This window comes from Stappia sp. P2PMeth1, assembly GCF_900185735.1.
Taxonomy (GTDB): domain Bacteria; phylum Pseudomonadota; class Alphaproteobacteria; order Rhizobiales; family Stappiaceae; genus Stappia.
In genome coordinates this window covers 351,193-367,768 of record NZ_FYAW01000021.1, presented here as the reverse complement: position 1 = coordinate 367,768, position 16,576 = coordinate 351,193, and the positions used below count along the sequence as shown (strand labels likewise).

Sequence of the window (16,576 nt, the reverse complement as noted above, 5' to 3'; positions counted from 1 at the left end):
GGCGGGCGGGGCGCGATGACGCTGGAGCAGTTGCGGATCTTCGTGGCGGTGGCCGAGCGCGAGCATGTCACGCGCGCGGCGCAGGCGCTTCATCTCACCCAGTCGACGATCAGCGCGGCGATCGCCGCGCTGGAGGCGCGCCACGACGTGCGCCTGTTCGACCGGGTCGGCCGGGGCGTCCGCCTGACCGAGGCCGGCCGGGTGTTCCTGGTCGAGGCGCGCGCCGTGCTCGCCCGCGCCGAGGCCGCCGGCGAGGTGCTGGCCGAGCTTGCCGGCCTGCGCCGGGGAACCTTGCGGATCGCCGCCAGCCAGACGGTCGGCGCCTATTGGCTGCCGGCGCGGCTGACGGCGTTTCGCGCCGCCCATCCGCGCCTTGCCGTCACCCTCGCCATCGGCAACAGCGAGCAGGTCGCCGCCTGGATCGGCGGTGGCGAGGCGGATCTGGGCATGGTCGAGGGGCCGGTGGCCGACGTCGACCTGTCGCCGGTCGAGGTCGGGCAGGACCGCATGGTGCTGGTGCTGCCGCCCGGCCATCCGCTCGCCCGTGGCGGCCCCCTCGATGCCGCCGCGCTGCAGGCGCTGACCTTCGTTGCCCGCGAGGCGGGATCGGGCACCGGCGTGATGCTGGAGCGGCTGGCGGCAAGCTTCGGCCTGTCGCTTGCCGATCTCGACATCTCGATGGAACTGCCGTCGAACGAGGCGCTGCGCAGCGCGGTCGAGGCCGGGGCGGGGGCGGCCGTGCTCTCCGCGCTGGTGGCGGACGGGGCGGTGCGCTCGGGCCAGCTCGCGGCGCTGGAGCTCGACCTGCCGCCGCGTCCCTTCTTCGTGCTGCGCCACCGCGCCCGCCATCTTGCGCCCGCCGCCCGCGCCTTTCTCGGTGCCCTCGGCGTGGCCGCCGACGCGGCGTGAGGGGCGGGGCGGTCCAGCGGCCCCTTTTCCAGGATTGTCCATGCGTGTCAGGATGATGGCCGAATCGCCCAAGGGACCCGCCACGCCATGTCCATCACCTGCGACTGTCTGATCATCGGCGGCGGCATTGCCGGCATCGGCCTTGCCGCGCATCTGGGCGCCGAGCGCTCCACCGTGGTGCTGGAGATGGAAGACGCGCCCGGCCGCCATGCCACCGGCCGCTCGGCGGCGATCTTCATCCGCAACTACGGCAATGCCACCTTGCGGGCGCTGAACGACGCGTCGGTCGAGGTGCTCGGTGGCGGCGGCGCTTTCGCGGAGACCGGCTTCCTCGCCCCGCGCGGCGAGCTGGTCGTCGCCCGGCCGGAGGAGATGGAACGCTTCGCCGCCTATCTGGACGGCGCCGAGGGGCTGGAGCAGATCTCCGTCGCCGAGGCGATGCGGCTCTTCCCGATTCTCTCCGGCGATCATGTGGCGGCGGCCTATGAGGCAGGTGCCGCGGATATCGATGTCGACCGGCTGCTGCAGGCCTATCTGCGCGCCGCCCGCCATGCCGGCAGCCGGCTGGTGACCTCGGCGCGCGTCTCCGCGATTTCCCGCAAGGGCGGCGTCTGGCGGGTCGAGGCGGGCGGCGAGACCTATGAGGCGCAGGTCGTGGTCAATGCCGCCGGCGCCTGGGCGGACACCGTCGCCGGCCTTGCCGGCCTGTCGCCGCTCGGCATCCAGCCCTATCGGCGCTCGGCGGCGATCCTGCCGGCTCCGGCGGGCCTGGATGTCTCGGCCTGGCCGGCGGTGGTCAGCGCCTCGGAGGCCTGGTACGCCAAGCCCGAGGCCGGCAAGCTGCTGGTCTCGCCGGCCGACGAGGATCCGCTGCCGCCGCAGGATGCCTGGCCGGACGACATGGTGCTGGCCGAGGGGCTCGACCGGTTCGAGAAGGCGACGACGGTCGCGGTGACGCGGGTCGAGCGGAGCTGGGCGGGCCTCAGGTCCTTCGCGCCCGACCGCACGCCGGTCGCCGGGTTTTCGGGCGCGGCGGAGGGCTTCGTCTGGCTCGCCGGGCAGGGCGGCTACGGCATCCAGACCTCACCGGCGCTGTCGCGGCTCGCCGCCGACCTGATCCTCGAGCGGGCGCCAGTGCTGGCCCCCGCCGTCGTCGTCGCGCTGGCGCCCGGCCGGCTCGGCGGCTGAGCAGGGCAAAAGGGGGCCCTAAAGCCCCTGCAGCAGGTCGCGCAGCATATGGGTGATCAGGTCGATGCGGCCGAGCGCCTCGCGCAGCTCGTCCTGGTCGCGGTGGCTCAGCGCATCGACGCGCACCCGGTTGGTCGGCGGCACGCCCGCCTCCAGGTCGGCGATCTGCTGGGTCAGGATCAGCCGCATCAGGAAGCCGTGAATGTCGGCGAGCAGCTCCGCGTCGGGTTGCGAGCGGCCGGCCTTCTCCGCCGCCTGGCGCAGGCGCTGCGGCGTCGACAGCGAGACGACGCCATGGCGCAGGGCGATGGCGCGGGCGCCGGCGACGATCGGCAGCAGGCCGCCGGTCTTGAGGTCGACCCGGCCGGTGTCGTCCTTCTTGATGCGGCCGAACAGGCCGAGCGGCGCGGCATGGCTGCCGGCGGTGTCGCCGAGCGCCCGCAGCATGGAGAGCGAGCCGCGGGCGATCTCGCTCGTCTCCCGCCGCAGCCGGTCGGCGAGCCGGCTGCCGCCGCTGCCCGACACATGCGCCGGGGTGAAATCGTAGAAGATGTCGACGCTGAGCAGCGCCTGCGGCGAGGGGTGCCCGGCCCAGTCGCGCGCCTGCGCCAGCCATTCGCCGAGGCGCCGCCGCCACGGGCGGTTCTTCGCCATCACCCCGCCCTTGCAATAGGGGATGCCGGCGCGGTCGAGGATCTCGTTGATGCGGGCGGCGAAGCGGGCGAACCAGTCCTCGGCATCGTCGAGGTTTCCCGCATAGTCGTCGGCGATCACCAGCGCGTTGTCCTGGTCTGGGGCGAGCAGGCTTTCGCCGCGCCCGCCCGAACCGAGCACCAGCAGCGCATAGTCGGCCGGCGCCGGGCCGTGGCCGGCGGCGACCAGCTCCGCTTCGGCCAGTTCCGCCGCGCGCGAGGTCATCGCCCGCGCCTCGGCGGCGATGATCGCGGCCACCTGCCGTGCGTCCTGGCCGTCGGCCAGCAGCCCGGCGGCGAGCGAGGGCAGGGCGGCCTGGACGCGGGCAAGGTCGCGCGGCCTTCCGGCGGCGGCGATCTCGTCGCCGACGGTGAGCGTCGCCAGCGCCCGCTTGCGCAGCAAGGTGCGCAGGGTGAAGACGCCGGCGAGCCGGCCGCCGGCGTCGGTGACGCCGATATAGCGCAGGTTGCGCCGGGCCATCAGGCCGAGCGCGCGGTAGAGGAACGTGTCCTCCGGCGCGCTGATCACCGGCGCGCTCATCAGCCGGGCGACCGGTTCGTCGCTGGCGCCGGCGCCCTCGCGGGCGAGCGCGTGCAGCACGTCGCGCTCGGTCAGGATGCCGGGCTCGTCCTCCTCGCCGGCCGGATCTACGATCAGGCAGCCGATCCGGCGTTCGGCCATCAGTTGCGCGGCCTCGTGCAGGCTCGCACCCTGGGCGATGGAGATCGGCGGGCTGCTCATCACGTCGCCGAGCCGGTGGCGGTAGAGAAAGCTGTCGATGGCGCGCTGGCTGCCGCCGCGCAGCACCGCGCGGGAGAAGTCCGGACGGTCGGAGGGGCGGTCGAACCAGCCGGCCTCCTCCTGGCGGGCGATCAGGCCGGCCGGCTTGCGCGACAGGTTCTCCGCCTCGGCGAGCGTGCGCACCTCCTTGGCCAGCAGCGCCGGGATCAGGGCGGCATAGACCCGGGCTGTGGTCAGCGCGTCGCCATAGGCGGTGTGCCGGCCCTCCACCGGAATGCCGAGGCCGAGCGCCAGGCTGTCGAGCGAGGTGTCGATCATCGCCCGGTCGAGGCCGGCGGCCAGCAGCGCGATGTCGAGTGAGCGCGGCTCGCGCCAGGTGAGGCCGTGGCGGTCGGCCTCGTGGCGCAGCACGGCGAGGTCGAAATGGATGGAATGGCCGACGACGACCGAGTCGCCGATGAAGGCGAGCAGTTCCGGCCCCGCCTCGGCGAAGGTCGCCTGGCCGGCGACGTCCTGGTCGCCGAGGCCATGGATGCGGCGGGCGACTTCCGGGATCGGCATGCCGGGGTCGACCAGCTTGCGGAAGCTCTGTTCCGGGTGCAGCTCCACCCCTTCCATGCGCACCGCGCCGATCTGCACGATGCGGTCCTTGCGGATGTCGAGCCCGGTCGTCTCGGTGTCGAGCACGACCACGTCGAGCGCGATCAGCGGCGTCGCGCCGGCTCGCTGCCCGTTGCCGTCGCGTGCCGCCGGACTCACGGAACGGCCACCATCCGGTCGCTGAGCTGGCCGGCGAAGGCGACAAGGTCGATGCGTTTGCGCAGGGTCGCCTGGTAGTCGATGAAGCGGAAGGCGACGTTGTTGACCACCATCATCTTGTCGGCCTCGCGCACCGCGTCGTCGATCGGCGCGTGGTCGAGCAGGCGCAACGCGGTGGCGATGGAGATCGCGTCCGGCTTCAAGGGCGGCTTGTCCATGTAGACCTCCAGCCGGCGGTCGAATTCCTCGATGGCGTCGGCCCAGCCCTGCTCGGCGCGGTGCGCGGGCACCTCCTCGGCGTCGAGCACGGCGCGATAGAGCTCGGCAAGGCCGCGGGCGCGCAGCTTCGGGTCCTCGGGCAGATGCGGACGGATCTCGGCCTCGATCATCAGGATCAGGTCCTGCGCCGCGACCGCGAAGGTCTCCCACTTGCAGATGGTCAGGGCGAAACCGAATCCCTCGTCCTGGAACAGGCGGGGCCCGGCCAAGAGCGTGCGGGCGCGCAGGTAGGAATAGCTCGCCCCTTGCGCGAGAAACGCGGCGCCTCCGCGGATCGCCTCGACCGCCGACGGCCAGTCGGATTTTTGCCGTTGGGGCAGAATGGACCCAATCAAATCAAGCACTTGGTGTGTCTCCCTGGTGGCCGGCCGGTTGGCTCCGGCGCCGTGATTAGTCTTTCGGATAACTTTCCTTTTCTACATTGAAGAGAATAACCTGACGGCGCAAGTGTCCCTGCATTGCAATATATCGCATGCTGCTTGTGCGAAGAAGTCGGGGAGGACCGATATTCGACTTTGTGATTATTGCAGCGGGGACGGTGGGGCTGACGGAGGTCGATCAGCCGACCGGGTGCATTCAGTGGGAGGATTTGTTTTGACCGAGAAACTGCCACCGGAAGTGGCGGAGGCGCACTGGACCAAGACGCGGAACCTGATGTGGGTGACGCTGGCGGTCTGGGCGATCTTCAGCTTCTTCATCCACTTCTTCGTAACGGCGATGAACAACATCGTCTTCCTTGGCTTCCCGCTCGGCTTCTACATGGCCGCACAGGGGTCGCTGATCGTCTTCGTCGTGCTGATCTTCTGGTTCTCTGCGCGCCAGAACGCCATCGACGAGGAATTCGGCGTCGCCGAAGACTGAGGGGGATCCAATGGCATTTTCCATGAAGGGTGATTTCACCGACAACCTGGGCAAGATCTACGGGGTCTATGTCGGCGGCTTCGCCGCCTTCGTCGTCCTGATGGCGATCCTGTCCACGGTCGGCGTGCCCGACCGTTTCATCCTGTGGTCCTACATGGCCGCAACCATCGGCATCTACGCGTTCATCGGCATCATGTCGCGAACGGCGCAGGTCTCGGAATACTACGTCGCCGGCCGCTCGGTGCCCGCCGTCTACAACGGCATGGCGACGGGCGCGGACTGGATGTCCGGCGCGTCCTTCGTCGGTATGGCCGGCACGCTGTTCGTGCTGGGGTATGACGGCCTCGCCTTCGTGCTCGGCTGGACCGGCGGCTATGTGCTGGTCGCGGTGCTGCTCGCACCCTACCTGCGCAAGTTCGGCGCCTACACCGTGCCCGACTTCCTCGGCACCCGCTACGGCGGCAACGCCGCGCGGCTCGTCGGCATCGTCGTGCTGTTCTCGTGCTCGTTCACCTACATCACCGCCCAGGTCTATGCCTCGGGCATCATCGCCTCGCAGTTCCTCAACATCGACTTCGAATGGGCGGTGTTCGCCGGTCTTGCCGGCATTCTCGTCTGCTCGATGCTGGGCGGCATGAAGGCGGTGACCTGGACGCAGGTGGCGCAGTACATCGTGCTGATCGTCGCCTATCTGCTTCCGGCGGTGTGGATGTCGACCGTGCAGTTCGGCATTCCGATCCCGCAGTTGACCTATGGCGGCGCCCTGACGCAGATCGCCGAGTACGAGCGGATCCTGGAGGTCACGCGGACCCATGTGGCGCCGTTCCAGAGCTACAGCCCGCGCGACTACTTCTTCCTGATCTTCTGCCTGATGGTCGGCACCGCGTCGCTGCCGCACATCCTGATGCGCTTCTTCACGACCCCGACGGTTCGTGAGGCGCGCAAGTCGGTCGGCTGGTCGCTGTTCTTCATCTTCCTGCTGTACTTCACGGCTCCCGCCTATGCGGCTTTCTCGAAGTTCAACCTGATGGGTCTCTTCGTGGCGGCCGGCGCGGAGTCGAGCTACCAGCTCGCGTTCTCCGCGATCCCGCAATGGATGATCAACTGGGGCTCCATCGCGGGTCACCAGCTTGTGACGATCTGCGGCGTCAAGGCCGAGACCGTCGCGGCGATCCAGGCGGCCTGCGAGGCCAAGGGCTTCACGGAAGGCTTCCCCTACGGCGAACTGCGGCTCAACAACGACATGATCGTGCTGTCGACCCCGTCGATCGCCGGCATGCCGATCTGGGTTGTCGGTCTCGTCGGTGCGGGCGGTTTCGCCGCGGCGCTCTCGACCGCCGACGGCCTGCTGCTGGCCATCGCCAATGCCCTGTCGCACGACGTCTACTACAAGATGATCGACCCCAAGGCCGACGCCAAGCGCCGCCTGATGGTCGCCAAGATCCTGCTTGTGGTGGTCGCGCTCGCGGCGGCCTTCCTGGCGCGCACCAAGCCGTCCGACATTCTGTCGATGGTGGCGTGGGCGTTCTCGATCGCCGCTGCCGGCCTCTTCGCCCCGCTCGTCATGGGCGTGTGGTGGAAGCGGACGACGACGCTGGGCGGCATCCTCGGCATGGCCGCGGGCTTCCTCGTCACGATGTACTACCTGATCGGCAACGTCTACGGCTTCGACTTCGTCAAGGGCACGGGCGACGAGATCTCGTGGTTCGGCGTGCAGTCGATCTCCGCCGGCATCTTCGGTGTCCCCGTCGGGTTCGTCGTCACCTATGTGGTGTCGTTGATCACGCCGGAACCCAGTCAGGAGATGCAGGACTTCGTCGACCGTCTGCGACTGCCCAAGGGCGGCCAGTTGATGGTTCAATCCCACTGACAAAGTGGCTATAGAGATGACGCAGGGCCTGGGCTTCCGGGCCCTGCGTTTTTCATTTCTCAAGGGACGGACAGACAGTCATGCCAGCTTCCGCGCTCGGCGGCATTCTCCTGCTCATCGCCACCTATCTGCTCGCGCTCGGCACCTTCCTGTTCGCCGGCGCCCCGGCCGAGGTGGCGATCTTCCTTGGCGGCACCTATGCGCTGACCGGGCTTGCCGCCTTCCTGTTCTCGCGCGGCCTGCTGGAGTTCTTCGTCGGCTCGGACCGCAACATCACCTTCTTCGTGGTGCTGCGAAAGCTGACCGACCCGCTGCTGGCGCTCACCGCGCCGATCACGCCGGGCTTCCTGATGCCCTTCGCCGTCTGCCTCTATGCGGCCTTCCTGTTCTTCCTGCTGAAGCTGTTCCTGTTCGGCGATGCCTTCCTCGGCGTGCCGCCGCTGTTCATCCTGCTCTATCTGGTGGTGGCCTCGGCGTTCTGACGGCCGGCGCGCCCGCTATAACTGTTATCGCCCCGGCGCGGGGCGATAACAGTTATCACCGGGGCGGAATTGACCCGGTCTAGGTCGTGGACTCATAATTGTGCCGGAAACGGCGTCCGTTCGGGCAATGATATGCCAGGAGGAGCGCGATGGCCGGGGCAGGTCCCCCGGCCGAGCGATCCGACGCCGCAGATCGAAGCTCGAACGGCGCCCTTCGGGTATGCCGGAACCCGCCGGCAACAGCGTCGCAAGCCCTTGAAAACCTGATGGTTTCCTGCGGTCTTGCTCCTTGTATCCGGTCGGGTTCGGGCATACCGTTTCTCGCCAGAATTATGAGTCCGCGACCTAGGTCGCATGCGACCCAGAAGAGAGGCGAGGGGGCCGATCTTCAGGAGGGAGTTGCAATGCTGGATCTCAAGGGACGGGTGTCGATCTACCAGCCGGAGCAGGAAGGCCTGATCTTCCCGTATGAGCCGTCCTTCCAGAGCGTCGAGGAGGAGCGCCGGCACCGCAAGGAGCGCCTTGTCGCCGCCTGCCGCGCCTTCGCCCGGCAGGGCTTCGACTACGGCTTCGCCGGCCATCTCACCGCGCGCGATCCGGAGCGGCCGGAGCTCTACTGGACCAACCCGATGGCGGTGCATTTCGACAAGGTGAAGATGTCGAACCTGATCCTGGTCGACCATGCCGGCACGGTGATCGAGGGCGATTACGCGGTGAACCGCGCCGGCTTCGTGCTGCATGCCAATGTGCACGAGGCGCATCCCGACATCATCGCCATGTGCCATGCGCACACGGTCTACGGCACCGCCTATGCCGCGCTTTGCCGGCCGATCGAGCCGATCACCCAGGATGCCTGCGCCTTCTTCGAGGACCATGTCATCATCGGCGACGAGGCCGGTGCGGTCGCGGTCGAGAACCATGCCGGCTCCAACGTCGCGGCGGCCTTCAAGGGCGTCAAGGCGGCGATCCACCAGAACCACGGCCTGCTGACGGCGAGCCGCCACAGCATCGAGGCGGCGGCCTTCTGGTTCATCGCGCTGGAGCGCTGCTGCCAGCAGCAGCTCGCCATCGCCGCCGCCGGCATCCCGCCGGTCTATATCCGCGAGGACCGGGCCCGCTACAGCCGCGAGCATGTCGGCAGCGAATATATCGGCTGGCTGCATTTCCAGCCGATCTGGGAGCAGCTCCGCGAGGACTGCCCCGACATGTTCGACTGATACATGTTCGACTGACGCCTGTTCGACTGACGATTGTCTGGCCTGCCTCCGGCGGCCGGTGCGGTCCCCGCGCCGGTCGTCTCCTTTCCTCCCCCGGCTGACGCCGTCCGCCTGCCTTGCTAGTCTGTCCCGCTGCCTGAGGGGCGGCGAGGGGGGGCATGGACGGGGCATGGACGGGGCATGAAGGACAATCGTCTGCTGGAAATGCGGGTGTTCCGCGCGGTCGTCGAGGCGGGGGGCTTCCGCCATGCCGCCGACCGGCTGCGCGTCAGCCAGCCCTTCGTCAGCCAGAGCGTTTCGGGGCTGGAAAAGCGGCTGGGCGTCAAGCTGCTGCACCGCTCGACGAGGGGGCATCGGCTGACCGACGAGGGGCGGGCCTATTTCGAGGCCTGCGTGCGCGCCATCGACATGGTGGAGGCGGCGGAGGGGGAGGTCTCCGCCGCCACGCGGGCAGCCGCCGGCGAACTGCGCGTCAGCGCGCCCATCGCCTTCGGCACCGACCAGATCGTGCCGCGCATTCCCGACTTCCTGAAGCGGCATCCGGGGCTGACCCTCGCCCTGTCGCTGACCGACCGCTTCGCCAACCTGATCGAGGAGAATATCGACGTCGCCGTGCGCATGGGGCGGCTGGAGGGATCCTCGCTGATGAGCCGCAAGCTCTGCGACCTGCAGCGGATCGTCGTCGCCGCGCCCGCCTATCTCGCCGCGCATGGGCCCATCGCCCATCCGCGCGACCTTGCCCGCGCCAATTGCCTGCTGTGGGAGGGGCGGCGCGGCCATCTCAACCGCTGGCCGTTTCTCGTCGGCGGTGCGGTCGAGACGGTGACGGTGACCGGGGATTTCCGCAGCGCCAACGGTCTGTCGCTGGTGCAGCTCTGCCTTGCCGGCCACGGCGTCATGCGCATGGCCGAGCATCTCGCCAATCCGGCCATCGCGCGCGGCGAGTTGGTGCCGCTGCTCGCCGACTATCAGGTGCGCGACGACACCGCCTTTCACGCGGTCTATCTGCCCGAGCGCCAGCTTCTGCCGCGCGCGCGCCTCTTCATCGACTATCTGGTCGAGACCTTCCGCGTTCCGCCCTGGTCGGTGCCCTGATCCCGTCCCATATGTCGTGAGACGGCCGCGTTCTTGCGGTTGTTCCCGGCGTGGGCGTAAGATGGTCCCGCGGATACGGCATCCGCCGGGCAGCGAGGTGCGACGATGGCTCACGATCCCAAGGTCGAGGAACGTCCGGGCGAGACCCGCGACGGCGAGGGCCGCCCCGCGCCGAAATTCAGCACGGAGGAGGTCCTGCGGGCGCGCAAGGACGGTGCGCCGCGCCGTTCCAGCGAAGAGATCGTCCGCCGGGATGTGAAGCGTTTCGCCGAGACCCTTAAGGCGCTCGGCGAATGATCGAGCCGACATGGCTCACGCTTGAGGACATCGACGTCATCGTCCGGGCGATAGAGGCCGAGTTTCCCGGCCATTTCATCGAGCTTTATCCCCACAAGATCGGCGATCTGGAGGCTGGCCTTCATCGCGCCCGCAACAAGTGGGCGTTCGAGTATCAGAGCGACCTGATGATCCTGGCGGCGGAGCATGCGTTCGGCATCGGCAAGGCGCATGCCTTCGGTGACGGCAACAAGCGCATCTGCTTCCTGGCGGCGACCTTGTTCCTGCAGCACAACGGCGTCGACCTCGTGGAGCCGGAACCGCGGTTCTTTGCCCAGCCGATCAAGGATCTGATGGCGAACCTGATGACCGTCGATCAACTCGCCGAGCTGTTCGAGCCGCATGCGACACTGATCGACGACGACGAACACTGACCTCACCGCCCCGTTTGCCGCATCCCCCGCGCGGTGCTACAGGGGGCGCCTTGCGGCATTCTAGCAACGGACGGTGCGCGATGAGCGACAAGGACATCTATTCCGGCCTGACCCAGCTCGGCAGCGCGACGCAGATCCCGGCGAGCCCGGAAGCGGCGGTGCTGGAGCGGGTGCCCAATCCGCAGCCGGATGTGCGCTATGCCGTGCGCTTCACCGCGCCGGAATTCACCTCGCTCTGCCCGATGACCGGCCAGCCCGATTTCGCGCATCTGGTCATCGACTACCTGCCGTCCGGCTGGCTGGTGGAGAGCAAGTCGCTGAAGCTCTACCTCACCTCGTTCCGCAACCACGGCGCCTTCCACGAGGACTGCACGGTCAGCATCGGCCGGCGGCTCGTCGGCCTGCTGGCGCCGGAGTGGCTGCGCATCGGCGGCTACTGGTATCCGCGCGGCGGCATGCCCATCGACGTCTTCTACCAGACCGGCCCGGCGCCCACGGACGTCTGGATCCCCGACCAGGGCGTGCCGCCCTATCGCGGCCGGGGCTAAGCGTCTCACACACTCTCCTGCGCGATCGCCAGCGCGCCATAGTCGGCGACCGTCGTCAGCCGGCTCGCCAGCACCACGGCGAAGGAGAGGGCGAAGAGGGCCGCCACCACGGCGAGCCCGGCCTGCGGGGTGGCGGCGGTGGCGATGGCCCCGCCCGCCAGCGCGCCGAGCGGCCGCGTGCCGTAGATCGCCGTCTGGATCACCGCGTTGACCCGCCCCAGCATCTGCGCCGGCGTCACCAACTGGCGCACCGTGTTCTGCGTCACCAGCCACATCGACGGGCCGAAACCGAGCACGAAGAACGCCGCCATCAGCAAGGGGCCGGGATTGCCCTCAGGCAGCGCCAGGAGCATTGCGGCGGCAACGACCGAGCTTCCGGGGCCGAACATCAGCACCAGGCGCGGGGCAATGCGGCCTGCGATCCGTCCCGCCACATAGGTGCCGGCGACCGAGGCGAGGCCGAAGGCGGCCATCGCGCCGGCAAAGAGCGTCGCCTCGCCGCCATGGTCCTGCGTGATCACCGGCACGGCCAGCACCACCAGCATCGCGAAGGCGAAGTTCCAGAACACCGCGCAAAAGGTGATCGGCAGCAGCATCGGGTGGCGCAGCACGAAGCCGGCCCCCTTCGCCAGCCGCCGGATCAGCGCCTCGCGCTGCTGCGGGCGTGACACCGATTTCGGCAGCGGCGCGGTCAGCATGAGCGCGGCGAGCGCGCAGGCGGCCGCAAACCAGAACACGGCGGCGGCCCCCGTTACGTCCAGCATCAACCCGAGGGCGAGCGGCACGGCCAGCGAGGCGACCGAGCGCGGCAGCGAGATCGCCGCATTGGCACGGGCAAGATCGGCCTGCGCCACGATCCGCGGCAGCATCGACAGGCTCGCCAGCCCGTAAAGCACGATGCCGAGGCCGGCGAGCGCGATCGCCCCGGCAAAGGGCAGGATCGCCCCGGCTCCGATGGCGAGCGCCGCCGCCGCAAAGCCTCCGAGCGACAGCACCGCCGAGGCAAGGATCGCCGTGCGCGGCTCTGTGCGGTCGACCAGCACGCCGAAGGGCAGGCTGCCGACCAGATGCGCCATCGACTGGCAGGCGACCAGCAGGCCGATGGTGCTGGCGCTTGCCCCGAAGACGGTGGCGGCGACGATGGGGACGGCGACCAGCGCGATCTGGTCGGCGATGTTCAGTCCGTAGGACGAGGCGACAAGTCTGTCGAGGGCGCGCATTTGAGGCTCCGCTGGCGGCGTTGCGCGCATTTAACGAAGGCCGCCCACCCCGTTCGACCCGATTTGCGAGCGGGCGGTCTCCCGCAACCGCTTGATCCGGCCTGCTGGAAGCTCTCTTTCTATTCAAAGCCAGTTTTCAGGATTCCGGCCGCCATACACCACGGCAACCACGAAAATCCCGTACGGCATCGGCTCATAGATGATGATGTAGCTGCCCTCGACGAGGATGCGAGCGGTAGGACTTAGCTCCGGGCGGGGAGCGCCCATCTCAGGCTGACCTGCCGCCAGCTCGGCCTTGTCCAGCAATCGCCGCAGCAAGGCATCCGCCGCCGCTTCGTTGTCCGGCGCAATATCGTGCCATACGCCGCGAATATCCCGCTCGGCGCGAGGGCTTAGAACGTAGTCAGCCACGCGACCCGGCTTCCGCCTTCAGCTCTGCCAACAAGGTGTCGGCGTCGACCGACCGGCCTTCGCCGCTGGCCATGCCTTCATTATAGGCGTGTTTCAAACGTGCCATCTCCAGCTTGCGTAGTTCCTGGCGCTGCTCCCACAGGCGCAGCGCATCGCGAACCACCTCGCTGTTCGAGGCATAGGAGCCGGATTCCACCGCGCTCTTTAGCTGCGCCACCTGCTGCGCAGACAGGGAGACGGTGAGTGTTTTCATCGGTGCCGTTTTCATGCCGGTAGTATGGCATTCCTCACAATTCCTAACAAGGATTATTAGTGATGGCTGCAGCCCGCCGGCTCCGCCGCTTCGGGAATGCCGAGGCCGAGGGTCGTGGGATCGATGCGGCCAGCGATTTGCGAGCGGGCAGGTCGTCCGTCCCCGCTTGATCCCGCCTGCTGCGGATGCGAAGACGAAAGCCCGTCCTCTTGGGGCCGCCTGCCGTGACCTATCTGCTGCTCAAGTATCTCCACATCCTCGGCGCCATCGTCATTCTCGGCACGGGCAGCGGCATCGCCTTCTTCATGCTGATGGCGCATCGCTCCGGCAGCGCCGCCTTCATCGCGCAGACCTCGGCGGTGGTCGTGCTGGCCGACAAGCTGTTCACCGCCACCGCCGTCGCGGTGCAGCCGGTCACCGGCACTCTGCTCATGCGCGAGAGCGGATACGCCTTCACCGACGGCTGGATCGCCCTGTCGCTGGGGCTTTACCTCGTCGCCGGCGCGTTCTGGCTGCCGGTGGTGTGGATCCAGGCGCGCATGCGCGATCTCGCGCGCGGTGCCGCCACTGAGGGCGCGCCGCTTCCCGCCGCCTATCACCGCCTGTTCCGCATCTGGTTCGTCTTCGGCTTTCCCGGCTTCGGCTCGGTCGCGGCGATCCTCTGGCTGATGATCGCAAGACCGGAGCTCTGACCGATGGCCGCCGACGCTCCCAGCATCGCCGTTCTTGGCGCCTCCGGCCTGATCGGCCAGGCCGTGGCGCTCGATCTCATGCGCCGGGGCTTCTCCGTCGCCGCGTTTGCCCGCCGCTTCACCGGCGCACAGAAGGTCGCGCTCGGGGGCGCTGCCGTCGAGGCGCCGCTGGTCGATCTCGATGCGCGCGGCCTCGCCAGCCTGCTGGCCGGGCGCAAGGTCGATATCCTCGTCAACTGCATCGGCGTGTTGCAGGACATGCCGGGCAAGGGCACGGCAAGCGACGCGCATGGCGGCTTCGTCTCGCGGCTTTTGTCGGCGATGGGGCAGCAGGGCGCGCGGCCGCAGCTCCTGGTGCATCTGTCGATCCCAGGCGCGCCCGAGAGCGACCGCACCGCCTTTTCCGCCACCAAGCGCGAGGCCGAGCGGCTGATTTCCGGCAGCACCGTTCCCTTCGCCATCCTGCGGCCCGGCTTCGTCGTCGCACCCGTTGCCTATGGCGGCAGCGCGCTGATCCGCGCCCTTGCCGCGCTGCCCCTGCGCCTGCCGCAGGAGGAGGCCTCCCGCCCCTTCGCCGCAACGGATGTCGCGGACATTTCCCGCACAGTCGCTTTCCTCGCCGATGCCTGGGCGCAGGGGCGGCGCGACTGGCGCGAGACCTGGGAGGTGATGGAGCGCCGCCCGCACACCGTCGGCGAGGTGGTGGACGCGTTCCGTGCCCGCATCGGCGGGCCGGCGCCGCGCTGGCGGCTGCCGCGCGCGCTCCTGTCGCTGGGGGCGCGGGCGGGGGATCTTGCTGCCCGCCTCGGCTGGGCGCCGCCCGTGCGCAGCACGGCGCTTGCCGAGATGCGGCGCGGCGTTGCCGGCGATCCCGGCTCTTGGGTAGCGGCGACACGCCTTGAGCCGCGCTCGCTGGAGGCGGCGCTCGCCCGTTATCCCGCCGGCGTGCAGGAGCTCTGGTTCGCCCGCCTCTACATGCTCAAGCCGGCGATCCTCGGCATTCTCGTCGTCTTCTGGTTCGTCTCGGGGCTGATCGCGCTCACGGTGGCCTTCGAGGCGGCGGCGGCGATCCTGACGGCGCATGCCTTCCCGCCGCTGCTGGCGAAAGCGATCACCGTGGTCACCAGCCTTGCCGACATGGCCATCGGCGCCGCCATCGCGGTCCGGCGCTGGTGCCGCGCCGGGCTTCTTGCCGGCATCGCCCTGTCGCTCTTCTACATGGCGGGCGCGGCCGTGCTCACGCCGGAGATGTGGATCGAGCCGCTCGGCGCGCTGGTCAAGACCGGCCCGGCCATCGTGTTGATGCTCGTGGCGCTGGCGATCTTCGAAGACCGCTAGCGCGGTAGGCGCGGGGCGGGCGGGCAGCCCCTCCCTCTCGGATGTCATCCCGGTTTCGGCGCAGCCGAAGACCGGGAACCAGTAACCCCGATCGGTTCGGCTCAGGCCTCAGCGCCGCCGCCAGAAGGCTGGAGGTTGCCGCCTGCGTGCCACCATCCGCCCCGGCGGATACTGGACGCCTGCCTGCGCAGGCGTGACAGCGGAAGGGGGGCGACGCCGTCCCGCCTCAAGCCTGCCGCATGACCCACGCTCTTCCCCACGCACGCCCCCCGCGTCCTCCCGCACGCACCAGCCTCTCTCGTCGTCATTCCGGACGAGGCCGAAGGCCGAAGATCCGGAACCGGCGAGCCACGGCGGTTGTGGGTTCGTCCGGGAGTGCCTTCGTGAGGCTCTCGGCTCCCCGATCCCGGCTCGGCGCTACGCGCCGTCCGGGAAGACGAAGGAGGGGCCTGCGCGCGAATGGCGCTTCGTGCGGGAGGACGCCGGAGGGGCCTGCGCGCGGGATGGCGCGCAAAACGGGCATGCGCTCCCCGCCGATACGCTCCCCGCCGAGGTGTCCTCGCCGCCGCTCTGGCAGCCAATGGGCACCGGGTCGCGCTTCGCTTGGCCGGAATGACGAAGGAGGGGCCGGTGCGCAAGGCGGAACCGACCCACCGACGGGAACCCCACACGCAGGATGTCATCCCGGTTTCGGCGCAGCCGAAGACCGGGAACCAGTAACCCCGATCGGTTCGGCTCAGGCCTCAGCGCCGCCGCCAGAAGGCTGGAGGTTGCCGCCTGCGTGCCACCATCCGCCCCGGCGGATACTGGACGCCTGCCTGCGCAGGCGTGACAGCGGAAAGGGGGCGACGCCGTCCCGCCTCAAGCCTGCCGCATGACCCACGCACTTCCCCACGCACGCCCCCCGCGTCCTCCCGCACGCTCCAGCCTCTCTCGTCGTCATTCCGGACGAGGCCGAAGGCCGAAGATCCGGAACCGGCGAGCCACGGCGGTTGTGGGTTTTCACCGGGCGCGTACCCGACAGGTTCTTGGCTCTCCGATCCCGGCTCGGCGCTACGCGCCGTCCGGGAAGACGAAGGAGGGGTCTGCGCGCGAATGGCGCTTCGTGCGGGAGGATGCCTGAGGGGCCTGCGCGCGGGGGGCGCGCAAAACGGGCATGCGCTCCCCGCCGATACGCTCCCCGCCGAGGTGTCCTCGCCGCCGCTCTGGCAGCCAATGGGCACCGGGTCGCGGCTGCGCCTTGCCCGGTGTGACGGCCGTTGGGTGGTGCGACCCACCCAAAATCCCGTTTGACTCTCGCCCACCCGCGA

17 protein-coding genes are annotated in these 16,576 nt (G+C 69.2%); 12 read left to right on the top strand and 5 right to left on the bottom strand.

The window, feature by feature from the left end:
- The first annotated feature begins 15 nt into the window (after positions 1 to 15).
- On the top strand, positions 16 to 909 hold the full coding sequence (locus P2PM1_RS15505; protein WP_186399663.1) for a LysR family transcriptional regulator: 894 nt from the start codon (positions 16 to 18) through the stop codon (positions 907 to 909).
- A gap of 87 nt (positions 910 to 996) precedes the next feature.
- Positions 997 to 2,097 carry an FAD-binding oxidoreductase gene (locus P2PM1_RS15500; protein WP_186399662.1) on the top strand — a complete coding sequence of 367 codons (1,101 nt, stop codon included), beginning with the start codon at positions 997 to 999 and terminating at the stop codon, positions 2,095 to 2,097.
- Between the two features lie 18 nt (positions 2,098 to 2,115).
- Here P2PM1_RS15500 and P2PM1_RS15495 read toward each other — a convergent pair whose 3' ends face one another.
- Positions 2,116 to 4,290 carry a DUF294 nucleotidyltransferase-like domain-containing protein gene (locus P2PM1_RS15495; protein ID WP_186399661.1) on the bottom strand — a complete coding sequence of 725 codons (2,175 nt, stop codon included), beginning with the start codon at positions 4,288 to 4,290 and terminating at the stop codon, positions 2,116 to 2,118.
- Positions 4,287 to 4,913 (bottom strand): esterase, encoded by a 627-nt coding sequence (locus P2PM1_RS15490; RefSeq protein ID WP_186390151.1) that lies wholly within the window; start codon positions 4,911 to 4,913, stop codon positions 4,287 to 4,289. Before P2PM1_RS15490 ends, P2PM1_RS15495 begins: the two co-directional genes overlap by 4 nt.
- A 250-nt stretch (positions 4,914 to 5,163) precedes the next feature.
- On the opposite strand from P2PM1_RS15490, the gene P2PM1_RS15485 reads away from it, so the two are divergent.
- The 8 genes from P2PM1_RS15485 (at position 5,164) to queF (ending at position 11,352) form a co-directional block, all read left to right on the top strand.
- Positions 5,164 to 5,430, top strand: a complete 267-nt coding sequence (locus P2PM1_RS15485) for a DUF4212 domain-containing protein (protein ID WP_244293213.1) — start codon at positions 5,164 to 5,166, stop codon at positions 5,428 to 5,430.
- Between the two features lie 10 nt (positions 5,431 to 5,440).
- Positions 5,441 to 7,300, top strand: a complete 1,860-nt coding sequence (locus tag P2PM1_RS15480) for a sodium:solute symporter family protein (RefSeq protein WP_186399660.1) — start codon at positions 5,441 to 5,443, stop codon at positions 7,298 to 7,300.
- A gap of 80 nt (positions 7,301 to 7,380) precedes the next feature.
- A complete protein-coding gene (locus P2PM1_RS15475; RefSeq protein ID WP_186390148.1) occupies positions 7,381 to 7,782 on the top strand; it encodes a hypothetical protein in 402 nt (133 codons plus the stop codon).
- A gap of 404 nt (positions 7,783 to 8,186) precedes the next feature.
- Positions 8,187 to 8,999: a class II aldolase/adducin family protein gene (locus P2PM1_RS15470; RefSeq protein ID WP_186399659.1), complete on the top strand. Its 813-nt coding sequence runs from the start codon at positions 8,187 to 8,189 to the stop codon at positions 8,997 to 8,999.
- A gap of 180 nt (positions 9,000 to 9,179) precedes the next feature.
- Complete coding sequence (locus tag P2PM1_RS15465; RefSeq protein WP_186399658.1) at positions 9,180 to 10,094, top strand: LysR family transcriptional regulator; 915 nt, start codon at positions 9,180 to 9,182, stop codon at positions 10,092 to 10,094.
- Between the two features lie 105 nt (positions 10,095 to 10,199).
- The gene (locus P2PM1_RS15460; RefSeq protein ID WP_186390145.1) at positions 10,200 to 10,391 is read left to right on the top strand and encodes a hypothetical protein; all 192 of its coding nucleotides are present in this window, start codon (positions 10,200 to 10,202) and stop codon (positions 10,389 to 10,391) included.
- Positions 10,388 to 10,804, top strand: coding sequence for a type II toxin-antitoxin system death-on-curing family toxin (locus P2PM1_RS15455; RefSeq protein ID WP_186399657.1), 417 nt, complete (start codon positions 10,388 to 10,390; stop codon positions 10,802 to 10,804). The genes P2PM1_RS15460 and P2PM1_RS15455 overlap by 4 nt, the downstream gene beginning before the upstream one ends.
- 80 nt (positions 10,805 to 10,884) lie before the next feature.
- A complete protein-coding gene (gene queF / locus P2PM1_RS15450) occupies positions 10,885 to 11,352 on the top strand; it encodes a preQ(1) synthase (RefSeq protein ID WP_186399656.1) in 468 nt (155 codons plus the stop codon).
- 5 nt (positions 11,353 to 11,357) lie between these two features.
- Here the strand turns inward: queF and P2PM1_RS15445 are convergent, their stop codons facing one another.
- From P2PM1_RS15445 to P2PM1_RS15435, 3 genes are all read right to left on the bottom strand, one after another.
- Positions 11,358 to 12,572: an MFS transporter gene (locus P2PM1_RS15445; protein ID WP_186399655.1), complete on the bottom strand. Its 1,215-nt coding sequence runs from the start codon at positions 12,570 to 12,572 to the stop codon at positions 11,358 to 11,360.
- Between the two features lie 123 nt (positions 12,573 to 12,695).
- A complete protein-coding gene (locus P2PM1_RS15440; RefSeq protein WP_186399654.1) occupies positions 12,696 to 12,983 on the bottom strand; it encodes a type II toxin-antitoxin system RelE/ParE family toxin in 288 nt (95 codons plus the stop codon).
- Positions 12,976 to 13,236, bottom strand: a complete 261-nt coding sequence (locus P2PM1_RS15435) for a type II toxin-antitoxin system ParD family antitoxin (RefSeq protein ID WP_186390140.1) — start codon at positions 13,234 to 13,236, stop codon at positions 12,976 to 12,978. The genes P2PM1_RS15440 and P2PM1_RS15435 overlap by 8 nt, the downstream gene beginning before the upstream one ends.
- Before the next feature lie 224 nt (positions 13,237 to 13,460).
- On the opposite strand from P2PM1_RS15435, the gene P2PM1_RS15430 reads away from it, so the two are divergent.
- Together P2PM1_RS15430 and P2PM1_RS15425 are read left to right on the top strand one after the other, a co-directional pair.
- A complete protein-coding gene (locus P2PM1_RS15430; protein WP_186390157.1) occupies positions 13,461 to 13,928 on the top strand; it encodes a DUF2269 domain-containing protein in 468 nt (155 codons plus the stop codon).
- 3 nt (positions 13,929 to 13,931) lie between these two features.
- Positions 13,932 to 15,266: an SDR family oxidoreductase gene (locus tag P2PM1_RS15425; protein WP_186399653.1), complete on the top strand. Its 1,335-nt coding sequence runs from the start codon at positions 13,932 to 13,934 to the stop codon at positions 15,264 to 15,266.
- The last annotated feature ends 1,310 nt before the right edge of the window (positions 15,267 to 16,576 follow it).

Coding starts and splice junctions, on each gene's coding strand:
- P2PM1_RS15455 (WP_186399657.1), top strand. CDS start 10,388: ATGATCGAGCCGACATGGCTCACGCTTGAGGACATCGACGTCATCGTC.
- queF (WP_186399656.1), top strand. CDS start 10,885: ATGAGCGACAAGGACATCTATTCCGGCCTGACCCAGCTCGGCAGCGCG.
- P2PM1_RS15435 (WP_186390140.1), bottom strand. CDS start 13,236: ATGAAAACACTCACCGTCTCCCTGTCTGCGCAGCAGGTGGCGCAGCTA.
- P2PM1_RS15460 (WP_186390145.1), top strand. CDS start 10,200: ATGGCTCACGATCCCAAGGTCGAGGAACGTCCGGGCGAGACCCGCGAC.
- P2PM1_RS15425 (WP_186399653.1), top strand. CDS start 13,932: ATGGCCGCCGACGCTCCCAGCATCGCCGTTCTTGGCGCCTCCGGCCTG.
- P2PM1_RS15475 (WP_186390148.1), top strand. CDS start 7,381: ATGCCAGCTTCCGCGCTCGGCGGCATTCTCCTGCTCATCGCCACCTAT.
- P2PM1_RS15500 (WP_186399662.1), top strand. CDS start 997: ATGTCCATCACCTGCGACTGTCTGATCATCGGCGGCGGCATTGCCGGC.
- P2PM1_RS15470 (WP_186399659.1), top strand. CDS start 8,187: ATGCTGGATCTCAAGGGACGGGTGTCGATCTACCAGCCGGAGCAGGAA.
- P2PM1_RS15480 (WP_186399660.1), top strand. CDS start 5,441: ATGGCATTTTCCATGAAGGGTGATTTCACCGACAACCTGGGCAAGATC.
- P2PM1_RS15445 (WP_186399655.1), bottom strand. CDS start 12,572: ATGCGCGCCCTCGACAGACTTGTCGCCTCGTCCTACGGACTGAACATC.
- P2PM1_RS15465 (WP_186399658.1), top strand. CDS start 9,180: ATGAAGGACAATCGTCTGCTGGAAATGCGGGTGTTCCGCGCGGTCGTC.
- P2PM1_RS15505 (WP_186399663.1), top strand. CDS start 16: ATGACGCTGGAGCAGTTGCGGATCTTCGTGGCGGTGGCCGAGCGCGAG.